Origin of the sequence: Cupriavidus oxalaticus (genome assembly GCF_004768545.1) — a bacterium.
Classification (GTDB): Bacteria; Pseudomonadota; Gammaproteobacteria; order Burkholderiales; family Burkholderiaceae; genus Cupriavidus; species Cupriavidus oxalaticus_A.
This window is the reverse complement of sequence record NZ_CP038636.1, coordinates 957,286-971,153: the sequence shown is the minus strand read 5'-3', so window position 1 is coordinate 971,153 and position 13,868 is coordinate 957,286. Positions and strand designations below refer to the sequence as shown.

General features: G+C 65.2%; 13 protein-coding genes and 1 pseudogene. 4 read left to right on the top strand and 10 right to left on the bottom strand.

The window, feature by feature from the left end; translation table 11 throughout:
* Nucleotides 1-38: 38 nt before the first annotated feature.
* The 7 genes from E0W60_RS32495 to E0W60_RS32465 form a co-directional block, all read right to left on the bottom strand.
* Nucleotides 39-452: a DUF3830 family protein gene (locus E0W60_RS32495; protein ID WP_133092752.1), complete on the bottom strand. Its 414-nt coding sequence runs from the start codon at nt 450-452 to the stop codon at nt 39-41.
* 44 nt (nt 453-496) lie between these two features.
* Nucleotides 497-1,687 (bottom strand): amidase, encoded by a 1,191-nt coding sequence (locus E0W60_RS32490; RefSeq protein ID WP_135706928.1) that lies wholly within the window; start codon nt 1,685-1,687, stop codon nt 497-499.
* A gap of 45 nt (nt 1,688-1,732) precedes the next feature.
* Nucleotides 1,733-2,734: an ABC transporter ATP-binding protein gene (locus E0W60_RS32485; protein ID WP_133092750.1), complete on the bottom strand. Its 1,002-nt coding sequence runs from the start codon at nt 2,732-2,734 to the stop codon at nt 1,733-1,735.
* 12 nt (nt 2,735-2,746) lie between these two features.
* On the bottom strand, nt 2,747-3,817 hold the full coding sequence (locus E0W60_RS32480) for an ABC transporter ATP-binding protein (RefSeq protein WP_135706927.1): 1,071 nt from the start codon (nt 3,815-3,817) through the stop codon (nt 2,747-2,749).
* Nucleotides 3,818-3,819: 2 nt separating this feature from the next.
* Entirely contained in the window at nt 3,820-4,707 is an 888-nt protein-coding gene (locus E0W60_RS32475) for an ABC transporter permease (RefSeq protein ID WP_135706926.1), read from the bottom strand.
* Nucleotides 4,708-4,717: 10 nt separating this feature from the next.
* Entirely contained in the window at nt 4,718-5,668 is a 951-nt protein-coding gene (locus E0W60_RS32470) for an ABC transporter permease (RefSeq protein ID WP_135706925.1), read from the bottom strand.
* A 138-nt stretch (nt 5,669-5,806) separates the two neighbouring features.
* Nucleotides 5,807-7,384, bottom strand: coding sequence for an ABC transporter substrate-binding protein (locus E0W60_RS32465; protein WP_240746119.1), 1,578 nt, complete (start codon nt 7,382-7,384; stop codon nt 5,807-5,809).
* Between the two features lie 232 nt (nt 7,385-7,616).
* On the opposite strand from E0W60_RS32465, the gene E0W60_RS32460 reads away from it, so the two are divergent.
* A complete protein-coding gene (locus E0W60_RS32460) occupies nt 7,617-8,864 on the top strand; it encodes a Zn-dependent hydrolase (RefSeq protein ID WP_135706924.1) in 1,248 nt (415 codons plus the stop codon).
* Nucleotides 8,865-8,929: 65 nt separating this feature from the next.
* On the opposite strand, the gene E0W60_RS32455 is transcribed toward E0W60_RS32460, so the two are convergent.
* The gene (locus E0W60_RS32455) at nt 8,930-9,712 is read right to left on the bottom strand and encodes an IclR family transcriptional regulator (RefSeq protein ID WP_135706923.1); all 783 of its coding nucleotides are present in this window, start codon (nt 9,710-9,712) and stop codon (nt 8,930-8,932) included.
* Nucleotides 9,713-9,932: 220 nt separating this feature from the next.
* On the opposite strand from E0W60_RS32455, the pseudogene E0W60_RS37845 reads away from it, so the two are divergent.
* Nucleotides 9,933-10,071, top strand: a pseudogene (locus tag E0W60_RS37845) (tripartite tricarboxylate transporter substrate-binding protein); the annotation flags it as partial.
* A 49-nt stretch (nt 10,072-10,120) separates the two neighbouring features.
* Here the strand turns inward: E0W60_RS37845 and E0W60_RS32445 are convergent.
* A complete protein-coding gene (locus E0W60_RS32445) occupies nt 10,121-10,408 on the bottom strand; it encodes a hypothetical protein (RefSeq protein WP_205751677.1) in 288 nt (95 codons plus the stop codon).
* A complete protein-coding gene (locus E0W60_RS32440; RefSeq protein ID WP_133092743.1) occupies nt 10,405-11,334 on the bottom strand; it encodes a LysR family transcriptional regulator in 930 nt (309 codons plus the stop codon). The genes E0W60_RS32445 and E0W60_RS32440 overlap by 4 nt, the downstream gene beginning before the upstream one ends.
* Before the next feature lie 316 nt (nt 11,335-11,650).
* Here E0W60_RS32440 and E0W60_RS32435 point away from each other — a divergent pair, with 316 nt between their 5' ends.
* A complete protein-coding gene (locus E0W60_RS32435; protein WP_135706922.1) occupies nt 11,651-13,156 on the top strand; it encodes a UbiD family decarboxylase in 1,506 nt (501 codons plus the stop codon).
* Between the two features lie 4 nt (nt 13,157-13,160).
* Nucleotides 13,161-13,814: a UbiX family flavin prenyltransferase gene (locus E0W60_RS32430; protein WP_135706921.1), complete on the top strand. Its 654-nt coding sequence runs from the start codon at nt 13,161-13,163 to the stop codon at nt 13,812-13,814.
* Nucleotides 13,815-13,868: the final 54 nt, after the last annotated feature.

Sequence of the window (13,868 nt, the reverse complement as noted above, 5' to 3'; positions counted from 1 at the left end):
ACTGTGAGAGGCGGCTGGCCGGGCAGTCGGCAGGCACCCTATTCGGCGAGCTCGAACACCACCTCCTGCGCTCCTTCCCAAAGTACCTTGGTGCCCAGGGCGCGGAGGTTCTCGTTGCCTCCGACGATGGTCAGGAAATGGTTCCCCGCGAGTTGCCCCATTTTGCTCGCGAAGCAGCAACTGCCATAGGCCAGGATGATCTCGGTCTCGCTGTAGCCGCCAGGATAGAACAGTATGTCGCCCGAAGACGGATGGCTCGTGTGGTTCTCGAAGCTGACGCCGAGCCTGAATTCGCCGAGCGGAATCCAGCAGCCTTCTCCGCTCCAGCGCACATGGATCAGTTTTTGCCGATAGGGCAGCAGCTTCAGGAACGCGGCCACGGTTTGCGGCGCGTCCGGATTGGTCTCGGCGATGAACGTGTAGCCGGCGGCGGTGATGCAAAGTCGGGTCATGTCGGTCCTGTAGGCGAGTGGGAAGGCGTACCGAAGAGCGTATCTCAGGCGAGCGCGGCCATCAGCATTTCGGCCACGGCGATCAGTCTGCGGTCGCTTCCCTTCGGTCCAAGCAGGGAAATGCCGAGCGGCGCACCCTGGCGGCCAGACAGAGGCAGAGTCAATTGCGGGAACCCGGTCAGCGGCGTCAGGCACAGCGATTGCGCAGCGGCCGTGCGATAGTCTTCCAGGGCCTCCGCCGGCGCGGTCCGCAGCGGGGCAATGTCCGGCATGGTCGGCAGCACCAGGATGCTGTCCTGCCCGAGCATGCGGCCCAGGTGTGCGGTGAAGGCGTGGCGTATCGTACTGGCGTGTTCGAACTGGTCGCGCGTGACGCCCTTGCTGAACTGGAATCGGCCGGCCACGTCGGGGCCGAGCTGCAGTGCAAAGTCCTCGATCAGGGTGCCGTCGGCTTGCCAGGCTTCCCACCCCTGCACGTACCGGAAGGCCCAGTACAGCTCGGACAGCGGGCGGTCGGCCACGTTGACAGGCATGGCCGTGCCAAGCAGGGATTCGATGCGGGCAACGGCTGGCGCGAGCGCCGCGCGTGCCTCGGGCGTTGGCAGTTCGAAGAGATCCGCGGCAAGCAGCAGTTTCGGGGGCACGGCCAGCGGCTGGCTGTCGTTGCCGAGCAGTACGTCGGCGACGCGTGCGAATGTGCCGATGTCGCGTGCAAAAAAGCCGCAGGTATCGAGCGACTCGCTCAACGGCATGCACAGCTCCAGCGTGACACGGCCGTGCGAGGGGCGGATGCCCAACAGGCCGCAATGGCTGGCCGGCGCCCGGATCGAGCCTCCGGTATCGGTGCCGAGCGCGAAATCGCACAGGCCGTGCGATACCGCGGATGCCGATCCCGACGAGGAGCCGCCTGTAATCCGGTCTGGCGCGGCGCCGTTGTAAGGGCCGCCATAGTGATAGTTCTGGCCATTCATCGAGAACGCGAGTTCATCGGTATGGACCTTGCCCAGGAACGTGGCACCGGCCTCGAGCAGACTGCATACCGCCGGCGCTGTGGCCGTCTTGATGCCGGAGCGCGCCAGCACATGCGGGTTGCCGCCGCCGGTCGGGTATCCGGCTACATCGAACAGGTCCTTGACCGCGAATGTCAGCCCGCTCAGCGGGCCCTGCGCCGCGTTGGGAACAGGCGCCTCGGGGTAGGGCAGGAAGGCGCGGGACGGATGGGTGGCCAGGCTCATGGCTGTCGGGTTCCTTTTACCGGTGAATGCTGAAGCCTGAGGGACTCAGGCGGCCTCGGCCGCGGCGCGCGCGGAAACGAGGGTACAACTTACTTGATGGCCGTTGCCGAGCGACACCGCGCGCGGCACGTCGGCCAGGCATTCGGGGCGGGCGTGCGGGCAACGCGGCGCGAACGCGCAGCCCGGCGGCAATGCCGCGAGATCCGGCGGCGCGCCGTCGATGGATGGCAGCCGCTCGCCGCGATGCATGCCGTGCTGGCGGCTTTGCAGCAGCGCGATCGTGTATGGGTGGCGCGCTTCGCGCATCAGCGTGCGGATCGGACCTTCCTCGACGATGCGTCCGCCGTACATCACCGCGACGCGGTCGGCGATTTCCACCGCGGCGCCTATGTCGTGCGTGACAAAGACGATGGACAGGCCCAGTTCGCGCTGCAGTTCGCGCAACAGGATCAGTACCTGGATCTGCACCGTGGCGTCGAGCGCCGTAGTGGGCTCGTCGGCCAGCAGGATCTTCGGCTGCGCGGACAGCGCCAGCGCGATCATCGCACGTTGCCTCATGCCACCGGACATTTCATGAGGATAGGCGGCCAGTCTGCGCTCCGGGCTCGGGATCCGTACGGCTTCCAGCGCCTTGAGCGCGAGTTCCCGTGCTTCGGCGCTCGATACCTTGCGATGTGTGCGGATGCACTCGATGAGCTGCTGGCCCACGGTGTAGACGGGATCCAGCGCCAGCAGCGGTTCCTGGAACACCATCGCCACGGTGCCGCCGCGCAGGCGCGCCAGTGCCCGCTTGTCCAGGTTCAGCACGTCCTGCCCTGCGACCCGGATATCGCCGCTCATCTTCGTGCGACGCGGCGGGTGAAGGCGCATCAGCGCGCGCAGGGTGACGCTCTTGCCGGAACCGGACTCGCCGATCAATGCGACGGCTTCTCCCGTGGCAACATCGAGCGACACGCCGTTGACGGCCTGGATGGTCTTGCCGCCGCCCGCGAACGTCACGCGCAGGTCCCGGAGTGAAATGGCGGGGGTATTAGAGGGCATGGTCATCTCCGGCCAGGTTCAGTGTGCAGCGGCGTGCAGGCCGGGCGTCATGCGGCGCAACGGCTGCGAATGGCCGCCATCGGGCATTGCCATCAGGCAGGACACGGGGTGTTCCGCCAGCGCGTGGGACAACGCCGGTGCGCGGCGGGCGCAGACGGGCTCCGCGCTGGCGCAGCGAGGATGAAAGCTGCAGCCCGATGGCGGGTTGATCGGGTTCGGCGGGTCGCCGGCCAGCGGCGCGGCCAGGGTGCGATGGTCGGGGTCCATCGACGGCATCGAGGCCAGCAGCGCGCGCGTGTAAGGGTGGGCGGGGTTCCGGTAAATGGATTCGGTATCGCCGACTTCCACGACCTTGCCCAGGTACATCACCATGACCCGGTCGCACAGGTAGCGGATCACGTTCAGGTCATGGCTGATGAAGACGTAGGTCAGGTCGAACTCGGCCTTGAGATCGAGCAGCAGGTTGAGCACCTGGGCCTCGACGGACTTGTCCAGTGCGGACACCGCTTCGTCCAGGATCACCAGCCGCGGGCGCAGCGCCAGTGCCCGCGCGATATTGACGCGCTGGCGCTGGCCGCCGGAAAGCTCGTGCGGGTAGCGTCCGGCAAAGCGCGACGGCTCCAGTCCGACACGGTTCAGCAGGTAGCGGGCCCGCTCGGTGGCTTCGCGAGCCGGCACGCCATGTACGCGCGGCGTGAAGGCGACCGATTCCTCGATGGTCAGGCGCGGGTTCAGCGACGAGTAGCTGTCCTGGAAGACCATCTGCACCTGGCTGCGGAAGGCTTTCATCGGCAGCTGCGGCGAGCCGACGCCCTGCGCGTCGAAGATCAGTTCGCCGCTGTCGTGGGGTGTCAGTTGCATCAGCAAGCGAGCCGTGGTGGATTTGCCGCAGCCGGATTCACCGACCACGCCGAGCGTTTCGCCCTTGCGCACGTCGAAACTGATGCCATCGACGGCGCGCACCACGCCCGCCCGGCGCAGCGGGATCGCCGACTTGAGCGGGAAGTGCTTGACCAGATCGCGCGCGATCACGAGCGGCTGGGCCGGACCGCCAATGTCGGCGGCGGGGGGGACGAGCGTATCGGTCATGTTCAGTCCTTGATTTCCATGGCCGAACGGATGCCATCCGCCAGCAGGTTGAAGGAGATCGAGGTCAGGAAGATCATTGCGCCGGGCAGCGCGGCCACCCAGGGCTGGGTGTAGATCGCCGTGCGTAGCGTGTTGAGCATCAGTCCCCATTCGGGTTCCGGCGGCTTGACGCCGAGGCCGAGGAAGGACAGGCCGGAGGCCAGGATCATCGATACGGAAATCAGGCTCGTGGCATAGACGAAGATCGGGCCGAGCACGTTGTTGAGCACCTGGGCCCGTACGATGGTCAGTGCGGACGCACCCGAGGCACGGGCCGCATCGACGAACTCCCGGCTGCGTAACTGCGTGGTCACGCTTTCCGCTACGCGCACGATCTGCGGCACGAACACGATGGTCAGCGACAGCAGCGCATTGCCCACGCCGGCGCCGAGCGTGCCCGACAGCGCGATGGCCAGCAGCACCGACGGAAACGCGTACAGCACATCCGTCACGCGCATGATTACCGTGTTGGTCCAGCCGCCGGCGTACCCGGCGACGATGCCGATGGCGCTGCCGATCACGAATGCCAGCAGCACCGGCGTGATGCCCATGAACAGCGAGAGCCGGCCGCCGAGCATCAGGCGCGACAGCATGTCGCGGCCGAGCTCGTCCGTGCCGAGCAGGTAGTGCTCCGTACCGACCGGCTTCAGGCGTTTCAGGATCGACGAGGCATAGGGGTCGCCCGGCATCAGTGCCGGGGCAAATACCGCCATCAGCACGAGGGCGATCAGGATCAGAGCCGCTGCCATTGCGACCTTGTTGCGCAGCAGCCGCCGTACGACCGTGGCCCAGTAGCCGGGAGAGTGTTCGATCGCCAGCGGCGCGACGGATTTGTTGAGCGTCATTTCCATCCGGGACTCCTCAGTTGCGCTGGATGCGCGGGTCGAATACCGTCTGCAGCGCATCGACGAACAGGTTCAGCAGCACGAAGAAAACGGCCAGTACCAGGATCGTGCCCTGCAGGAGCGGGAAATCGCGCTGGAAGATGGCCGAGTTGAGCAGGAATCCGGTGCCCGGCCAAGAGAACACGGTCTCGATCAGGATCGAGCCGCCGAGCAGATACCCAAGCTGCAGGCCCATCACCGACAACGCGGTGGGCGCGACGTTCTTGACCACGTGGCGGAACACGGCGAAGTCCGACAATCCCCGCGCGCGCAGGCCGACGATGAATTCGTTGGACAGGATTTCCGCCACGAGCGCGCGGATCGTACGGCTGACAATTCCCATCGGGATCACGGACATCGTCACGGCAGGCAGAAGCATGTACTGGACGTGCGCCCAGTCCCACGTCCAGGCTCCGGAGCCGTCCGGCCCCGCGCCGGTGGCGGGCAGCCACCCGAGCAGCACGGAGAAGGCAATCACCAGGACCATGCCGAGCCAGTAGTGGGGAATGCTGACGCCGAGCACCGACAGGAACGAGGCAATGCGGTCGGCTACTGAATCGCGCAGGTAGCCCGCGACAAAGCCGAACAGGCTGCCGAGAGCGAAGCCGATCAGCGTGGCCACTGCCGCGAGCCGGATCGAGTTGACCACGGCGTTCGACACTTCAGCCATCACGGGCCGGCTGGTGGCGATGGAAGTGCCCAGATCGCCGTGCAGTGCGCGGCTCAGCCAGTGCACGAATTGCTCGAGGAACGGCTTGTCGAAGCCATATAGCGCGGTGAGCTGGTGCCGCAGTTCTTCGGAGGCGTCGGGAGGCAGCACGGACACAAGCGGATCGCCGGGAGCGATGTGGACCAGCGAGAAGCAGAGCAGCGCGACCCCGAGCAGGATCGGAAACGCATAGAGAACGCGGTGGAACAGATAAGTCATGGTCTGTGCCCGTCGTGTGGGTGTCATGCGCTCCCTGCCCGTGCGGGCAGGGAGGCGGGGGCTGGACGAGACGTGGCGAGTCCGTCCCCTTGGGCGCTCTCCTGCTGAGCGAAAGAGAGCGGGTGCCGGGTTACAGGTTCAATCCATCGACATCGTGGCGATATCGATGAACCAGCTTTGCGGCTGGACAACGCCCTTGACCTTCTTCGAGATAGCACGGGGACCGACGTCGTGCGCAATCAGCACGAACGGTGCTTCCTCGACGATGCGGGCGTGCAGTTTCGCCAGCGCCGCGTCCCGTGCCTTGGCGTCGAACGACGTGCGTGCCGTCTCGATCAGCTTGTCGAATTCGGCGTTGCCGAAATAGCCCCAGTTGTTCGAAACCGGAGGCTGCGTCTTTGTGCTGACAAAGCGGACCATGGCAAAGAACGGATCCATGGCGGCAAAGCTCACGTTGATGGCATTGGCACCGTGCGCGCTTGCGTCCTTGGCGCCGACGCGCCAGTTCGTGAACAGCGCGTTCCATTCGACCACATCGAAATCGACATCAAAGAAGCATTCCTTGAGGTTCTGCTGGACATACTCGTTCATTGGCAGCGGCTGCATCTGGCCGGAGCCGGAGGCCGATACCTGTACCTTGACCTTGAGCGGCCTGGCCGAGGAGTAGCCCGCTTCGCTCATTAGCTTGCGCGCCGCATTGGCGTCGTACCGGATGTCGAACTTCGGGTTGCCCCACCAGGGATTGCCGGACTCTACAATGCCCTTGGCCTCCGCCATATAGCCGCCAAGGAGCGCCTTGAGCTCAGAGCGGTTCACGCAGAGGTTGGCGGCTTCACGCACACGCTTGTCGAGCCAGGGTGAGTTCGGTGCGAACGACAGCTGCCACGGCCACACATGGGGCTGGGCGTTGGCGTAGACGTTGAATCCGCGGCTCTTGATCTGGGCGATGGCGTCGGGGGCCGGTGCCTCGATCCAGTCGACCTGGCCAGACAGCAGTGCCGCGGTGCGTGCATTGGCTTCGGGCATCGGCACCATCACCACCTTGTCGATGCGGGGCACGCGCCGGCTGTCCCAGTAAGCTGCATTCTTTGCCAGTTCAAGGCGCTCGCGCGGCACGAACCGCGTCATCTTGAACGGGCCCGTGCCCGACGCGTCGGCGGCGAACGCGACCCATGCCTGCTTGCTGCGCTCGCCCGCATCGGTTACCGATGCGGGGACCGCGGCGTACTTTTTCTCCCACTGCGCGGGCGACGCCATGAACAGGTTCGACAGGTTATACGGCAGGAAGGAGTCCGGCTCGGACGTGACCAGTTCAACGGTCAGGTCGTCGATCTTCTTCGCACTGCGCAGCGTAGGCATGCGCGAAGCCGTCACGCCCACCTGGCTCGGATCGAACTGTCGCGCCGTCTTGTCGAGGACCTTGTTGACGTTCCACACCACGGCATCGGCATTGAACGGAGAGCCATCGTGGAACTTCACCCCGGGGCGCAGCTTGAAGGTCCACCTGGTCTTGTCCTTGTCCTCGACCTTCCACTCGGTGGCAAGATCGGGAATCAGCAGGCTGGGCCCGTTGCTCTTGGACAGGTCCCATTGCGTGAGTGCGTCATACATGGGAATGCCGGTGAAGCGGTTGCCCTCGAAGCCCTGATCGGGCTGGCCCAGCGTGCGGGGGATATCGGCGGCGGTCATGCCGATGCGCAACACCTTCTCGGCCATCGCGGCACCGGGCAAGGCGAGCAGCGAGAGCGCGACGGCCGCGGACACGGACCGCACAGCAGCGGAGAAACCTTTCGCTTGGATGGACGTAGGGTGGTTCACGGGCAATGCTCCTGGGTTGGGAATAACTGCGAACGATCTAGCAATTGATATGCCAGCAGGACATGCGCATGCATTGGTCTGCTTCTTGCTGCATAGGGCACGATGTTCAACCACCGCAGGCATGACACACATGGATTCGCAGCACCTTCCCCGCATCAATGGCGCCCGCCTCTGGCAGTCCCTCATGGATCTCGGCGCGATCGGCGCCACGGCCAATGGCGGCGTATGCCGCATCGCGTTGACCGACGCGGACCGCAAGGGCCGCGATCTCGTCGTGCAGTGGTTCCGCGAGGCCGGGCTCGATGTACGTGTCGACGAGATCGGCAACGTGTTCGCACGCCGCCATGGAACCGACCCCGAAGCGCCGGCCGTGGCGACGGGCAGCCATATCGACACGCAGCCATCCGGCGGCAAGTTCGATGGCAACTTCGGCGTGCTGGCCGGACTCGAGGTAATGCGCACGCTCAACGATCTCGGCATCGACACGCGCGCGCCGCTCGAAGTCGCGTTCTGGACCAATGAGGAAGGCACGCGTTTCACCCCTGTCATGATGGGATCAGGTGTGTTTGCCGGGGTGTTCGCGGCGGATCATGCCCGCGCCCGGACGGACCGCGACGGCGTGCGTGTCGATGCGGCGCTCGAGTCTATCGGCTATCGCGGTGAACATCCCGCGGGCGAGGTGCCGGGCGGCATGTATGCCGCCTATTTCGAAGCCCACATCGAGCAAGGGCCGGTGCTGGAAGCGGCGGGCCTGCCGATCGGCGTGGTCTCGGGCGCGCTCGGCCAGCAGTGGTACGACGTGACCGTGACCGGCCAGGACGCCCACGCGGGTCCGACACCGCTTGCCCTGCGCCATGATGCGCTGCTCGCATCCGCGCGCATGATCGAGATGGTGAACCGCATCGCGCGCGAGGAAGCGCCGCACGGGCGCGGCACGGTAGGCTATGTGGAGGTCAGGCCCAATTCGCGCAACGTGATCCCGGGGCGGGTCGATTTCACGGTGGACTTCCGCAACCTGTCGCAGGAAGGGCTCGACCGGATGGACGCGGCCATGCGCGAGGCCTTCGCGGGAATTGCCGAGGCGGCCGCGGTATCGGTCGACATCCGCCAGGTCGTCAAGTTCGAGCCGTGCCTGTTCGCGGCATCGTGCGTGGACAGTGTCAGACGGGCTGCGGCATCACTGGGCCTTCCCCATATGGACGTGGTAAGCGGGGCAGGGCATGACGCCGTCTATCTTGCGCAGCTTGCGCCAACGGGGATGATCTTCGTGCCGTGCAAGGACGGCATCAGCCACAACGAACTGGAAGACGCGCTGCCAGAGCATATCGAAGCCGGCGCCAACGTGTTGCTTCAGGCGATGCTGGCGCACGCACGCTGAAGGCCGATGCATCGCCCGCGGGCGCCGCGCTTTCTTGCACACGAGGGGGCGAGCCCGCGGGGCTTTCAATGTCCGATGGACCTGGAAATGGCCCACGCGCATTCCACGACCAGCGGCCCGAGCTTCTTCTGGGCCTCCGCCATGGTCCAACGGCTGGCAGGCGGCGACACATGGACCGCACCAACCGCAACGCCACGGTTGTTCACGATCGGCGCGCCGACGCCCATGTCGCCCAGGAACAGTTCCTCTTCGTTGCAGGCGTAGCCCACGCTCCTGCAAGCCACTACCCGTTCGAAAATCGCTTCGGCATCGGTCAGCGTGGCCGGCGTGCGCCTCACGCGCGCAGAGGCCCCGAGCATCGCCCGCACCTGTTCATCGGGCAGCGTGCTTAGGTAGGCGCGGCCGGAACTCGTACAGTACATCGGAATGCGCATGCCCACGGGCGTCAGCACGGGCACATACTTGGCCGTCATCAACTGCGCCACATAGACCATGTCGAGTCCCACGGGCTCGGTGAGATTTGCCGTTTCACCACTGGCATTCGCCAGTTGCGACAGATAGGGGCTGGCAACGGGAATCAGGGCATCCGCCGCCAGGTAGCTGTAGCCGATCTCCATTACCTTCGGCGTCAGACGGAAGCGGCGTGTTTGCGGATGCTTGTCGACATAGCCGAGCCGCTCCAGGGTATGGACCGTGCGTTGCGCCGAGCTCTTGGTCATGCCAGTCAGATCGGCCAGCTCGGCCAGCGTCAGGGTGCGGTGAACGCCATTGAATGCGCGCAGGACTTCCAGGCCTTTCTCGAGCGACTGGTTGAAAAGCGGGTCCGGCCGCTGAGATTCCGTGGACATGGGTCAGCTTGAAGGAGCACCATCGGCGTGATCCACTGCACCACGATGGCAAAGTATTGCACCAAGATATTGATGAATCGATTATCGATTCGATGCGGATGACCAATGATACATGGGCCGGATGGCTTTGGCCTGCCCGACCCCGGGCGGGAACGGCCCCATGTCACCGGGTATCCGGCTGGAACCCTTGTCGTTCAAAGGTGCCCGGAAAATGAATGGGAACCTGGCGGGCGTCGACATGCTGCATATTCCGTACAAGGGCAGTGGCCCGGCCATGGACCGACCTGCTCGGCGGGCAAGTGGACTACATGTTCGACAGCATCACCTCGGCCAAGCCGCAGATCGACGCGGGGTGGCTTGAAGAGTAGGGCGGGATCGGGATGAGTGTCAGGCGCAGAAGGCTACATCTCAATCGGTGCGGAAATGCCATTCGCTCTCGAGCGGCTGCGCCTTACGCCTTATGAGCGCATCCGATTCGATGTCGCTCTGCGTCACCTCGTGCCGCGCATCCTCAGCACTGCGCAGATTGGCGCTGGTGGTGTCGATCGAGGCATAGCCAAAGTTGTCGCGCACAAAACGCAAGTCGACCTGCTGGCTCGTTATGCGCGAGCCAGCAGCGTAGCGCAGTCGGTGGGACAAGGCGCTGGCCCAGGACAGCGGCCCGGGGCGCTCACAGGCGCCCGCGGTTCGAATCATTGAATTTGCGTCGGATTTGCTGCCTCGCTGTTGGTAGACAAGCGGCGAATTTCGTCCGCGATGATGCCGACCAGTAACTCGCCCGCCTTGCTCAACGGGCGGCGTGGATGGGTGACAGCGATGATGTGCCGTACGATCCGGGGGGCCAGGATTGGATGCGCGCGCAGCGCGCCCTGCTCGACGGCGCGGCGCACGACGATGTGGGGCAGGATCGTTGCAAACCGCGTCGCTTTGACAAAGTTGACGAGCGTCCCAAGGACATCGATCTCAAATGTCGGGGTGAGCACGATCTCCTCGTGCTGTGCCGCCGTATCCAGCACGCTTCGTAAGCCGTGGTGCTTGCTTGGCAGCACCAGCTCCAGGTTGGGAAGCCGCGACAGCTCGATGGTCGGGGGCAGTTCCGGGCCGTGCAATGCGCTGGTTACTAGCACCATCTCCTCGTCATGCAGCGGTTTCGCCTCCAGCGAGATGCGCTCGCGCGGCTTGTTGACGATCGCCGCATCCAGTCGGCCGCCGGCCACCCAGTCGATCAGTGTCGTGCTGTAGCCATCCGCAACGGTCACCTCGACCTGCGGATAGCGGGCATTGAAGCGTGACAGGGATTCCACCAGCACCCCCTCGGTGACCGACGCGATCAGCCCGATCGCCACGCTGCCAGTGACCACTTCGTCGCGTTGCACCAGCTGCTCGCGCGCCGCAGTGAAGTCCCGCATGACCGGCAGGAACAGGCGGTACATCAGCCGCCCCGCCGCGGTCGGCGACATGCCATAGGCAGTGCGCTCGAACAATTGCTGGCGCAGTTCATCCTCCAGCTTGGCGATCTGCATGCTGAGTGCCGGCTGGACGATGTTCAGGCGCTTGGCGGCACGCGTGACGGAGCCGTCCTCGAACAAGGCGATGAAGTATTGAACCTGGCGCAAGTCCATGTGCTTGATGGATCCCTATGGATCATAAGATCGGATGATGATGTCTCAAACCTTATAACACCGGATGCCAGGCCCCGGATCATTTGGGTCCCCGCGGCAGCGGCCATGTGCACCTTGCATTGCGTCGCCATGAAAAGGTCGTTCCAACGCCATGCACCCGTACAAGTAATGACATCATCAAAACTGATTTTTCGCATCAGAAAACAATATTAGAGCTTATGGAATAGAGCCGCTACGCTTGTCACAACTTCACACCGATACACCTCGCCCGTGCAGAACGCGGCAGGCGACAAGCAGGATCCACAGGAGCAACTCCATGTATGAATTCGAGGCCGACATCGCACGCGGCGCCGACTCCGGCGCGGCCGGCCAGCAGCATGGGCCGCTGACGATGCGCAGCTGGCTGCGGCATCTGGCCGATACCGGGCGGCTGGCTTGCGTCGACGTCCCGGTGTCGCTCGAGCACCAGCTGGCCGCCATCGCGAAGCGGCTGGATGGCCGCCAGGCCGCGTTCTTCTCCCGGCCGGGTGCACACCAGATCCCTGTGGTCAGCGGCTTCATGTCGCGGCGTGCGTGGCTGGCCGAAGCCATGGGCGTGCCGGAGGCCGCGCTGCTTTCGCGCTTCAGCGATGCCGTGGACAATCCCTTGCCGGTGGCCGAACTTGGCCCGGGCGAGGCCGCCTGCCAGCAGGTGGTCCACCGCCGCGAGGACGGCAACCTTGATCTGCACCGGCTGCTGCCGATCCCGACGCACAGCGAACACGACAACGGCCCCTATATCACCGCCGGACTGGTGATTGCGCGTAACCCGCGTACCGGCATCCAGAACGTGTCGATCAACCGGATCCAGGTGCATGGGCCAGACCGCATGGCGATCCTGATGCTGCCGCGCCACCTGCACGCCTTCTATCAGGCGGCAGAAGAAGCGGGCGACGCCCTGCCCGTGGCTGTGGTGATCGGCGTGGACCCGCTGACCATGCTGGCATCACAGGCGATCACGCCAATCGATCGCGACGAACTCGAGATCGCCGGCGCCCTGCACGGCAGCGGTTTGCGCGCCACCAAGTGCCTGACCAATGGCGTCGTGGTGCCCGCGGATGCGGAGATCGTGATCGAGGGGCGCATCCTTCCCGGCGTGCGCGAACCCGAGGGCCCGTTCGGCGAGTTTCCGAAGTACTACAGCGCGCGCGAGCCGCGCGAGGTCATCGCGGTCGATGCCGTGACGCATCGGCGCAATCCGATCTTCCACACCATCGTGCCTGCCGAAATGGAGCACCTGTTGCTCGGCGCTATCCCGCGCGAGGCGACGCTGCTGTCGCACCTGCGGCGCAGCCATCCGGGCGTGCAGGACGTGCATCTGTCGGTAGGCGGCGTGTGCCGGTACCACCTCTACGTCAAGTTCAGCAAGAAGCGCGAAGGCGAGGCGAAGAACGTGATCCTGTGCGCGTTCGGGGCCCACTACGACCTGAAGCAGGTCACCGTGGTCGATACCGACGTGGATGTGCACGATCCGGCCGAGGTCGAGTGGGCCGTCGCCACGCGCTTCCAGGCCGACCGGGACCTGGTGGTTGTACCCGGGGCCCAGGGCTCGGTGCTCGATCCGTCCACCACGGTGGCGGCCAGCCAGGCCGGCATGGAAGCACCCCCGCACCTGCAGGGCATCAGCGCCAAGATGGGCATCGACGCCACGCGGCCGGTCACCTACGACTCGCATGTGTTTACCCGTGTGCGCATTCCCGGTGAGGACGCGGTGCACCTCGAGTCCCTGCTGGCTAATTCCGGCGCGCCGTCATGGCAGGCCTACCTTGGCCAGGAGGCCTAGCATCATGACTGCAAGGCAGCGGATCATCGTTGGCATCTCCGGCGCGAGCGGCGCGGTCATCGGCGTGCGGCTGTTGCAGGCGCTGGCACGAATCGATGCAGTCGAATCCCATCTGGTGGTGTCTTCGTCGGGTGCGCTGACCGCCGCGCAGGAACTCGGCATCCGGCGCAGCGAGATCGAGTCGCTGGCCGATGTGGCGCACAGCGTGCGCGACATCGGCGCCGCGGTGGCGAGCGGGTCGTTCGTGACGGAGGGCATGGTGATCGCGCCGTGTTCGATGAAAACGCTGGCCAGCATTGCCAACGGGTTTGCCGACAACCTGCTGACGCGCGCCGCGGACGTGGTGCTGAAGGAGCGGCGGCGCCTGGTGCTGGTCGCGCGCGAGACGCCGCTGAACCTGGCGCACCTGCGCAATATGACCGCGGTCACGGAGATGGGGGCCATAGTCATGCCGCCGGTGCCGGCCTTCTACGCGCACCCGCAGAGCGTGGATGACATCGTCAACCACACGGTTGGCCGCATCCTCGACCTGTTCTCGATCGAGCACGACCAGCTGCCACAGCGGTGGAGCGGCCTGGCAGACGACTTTGCCCGCAGCGCACGGGCAGACGAGGCCGAACCGGTTGACGCCGATCGCGGCCGGCTGGCAACGACATAGCCGACGCGGCGGCCCGCGGATCGCGGTGAATACCAATACAAGCATGGAGACAGG

What these genes read in the sequence shown, in the direction of transcription:
- E0W60_RS32465 (WP_240746119.1), bottom strand. Translation starts at nt 7,384, where the DNA reads ATGGCCGAGAAGGTGTTGCGCATCGGCATGACCGCCGCCGATATCCCC.
- E0W60_RS32470 (WP_135706925.1), bottom strand. Translation starts at nt 5,668, where the DNA reads ATGACTTATCTGTTCCACCGCGTTCTCTATGCGTTTCCGATCCTGCTC.
- E0W60_RS32435 (WP_135706922.1), top strand. Translation starts at nt 11,651, where the DNA reads ATGTATGAATTCGAGGCCGACATCGCACGCGGCGCCGACTCCGGCGCG.
- E0W60_RS32475 (WP_135706926.1), bottom strand. Translation starts at nt 4,707, where the DNA reads ATGGAAATGACGCTCAACAAATCCGTCGCGCCGCTGGCGATCGAACAC.
- E0W60_RS32460 (WP_135706924.1), top strand. Translation starts at nt 7,617, where the DNA reads ATGGATTCGCAGCACCTTCCCCGCATCAATGGCGCCCGCCTCTGGCAG.
- E0W60_RS32455 (WP_135706923.1), bottom strand. Translation starts at nt 9,712, where the DNA reads ATGTCCACGGAATCTCAGCGGCCGGACCCGCTTTTCAACCAGTCGCTC.
- E0W60_RS32490 (WP_135706928.1), bottom strand. Translation starts at nt 1,687, where the DNA reads ATGAGCCTGGCCACCCATCCGTCCCGCGCCTTCCTGCCCTACCCCGAG.
- E0W60_RS32445 (WP_205751677.1), bottom strand. Translation starts at nt 10,408, where the DNA reads ATGATTCGAACCGCGGGCGCCTGTGAGCGCCCCGGGCCGCTGTCCTGG.
- E0W60_RS32485 (WP_133092750.1), bottom strand. Translation starts at nt 2,734, where the DNA reads ATGACCATGCCCTCTAATACCCCCGCCATTTCACTCCGGGACCTGCGC.
- E0W60_RS32480 (WP_135706927.1), bottom strand. Translation starts at nt 3,817, where the DNA reads ATGACCGATACGCTCGTCCCCCCCGCCGCCGACATTGGCGGTCCGGCC.
- E0W60_RS32495 (WP_133092752.1), bottom strand. Translation starts at nt 452, where the DNA reads ATGACCCGACTTTGCATCACCGCCGCCGGCTACACGTTCATCGCCGAG.
- E0W60_RS32430 (WP_135706921.1), top strand. Translation starts at nt 13,161, where the DNA reads ATGACTGCAAGGCAGCGGATCATCGTTGGCATCTCCGGCGCGAGCGGC.
- E0W60_RS32440 (WP_133092743.1), bottom strand. Translation starts at nt 11,334, where the DNA reads ATGGACTTGCGCCAGGTTCAATACTTCATCGCCTTGTTCGAGGACGGC.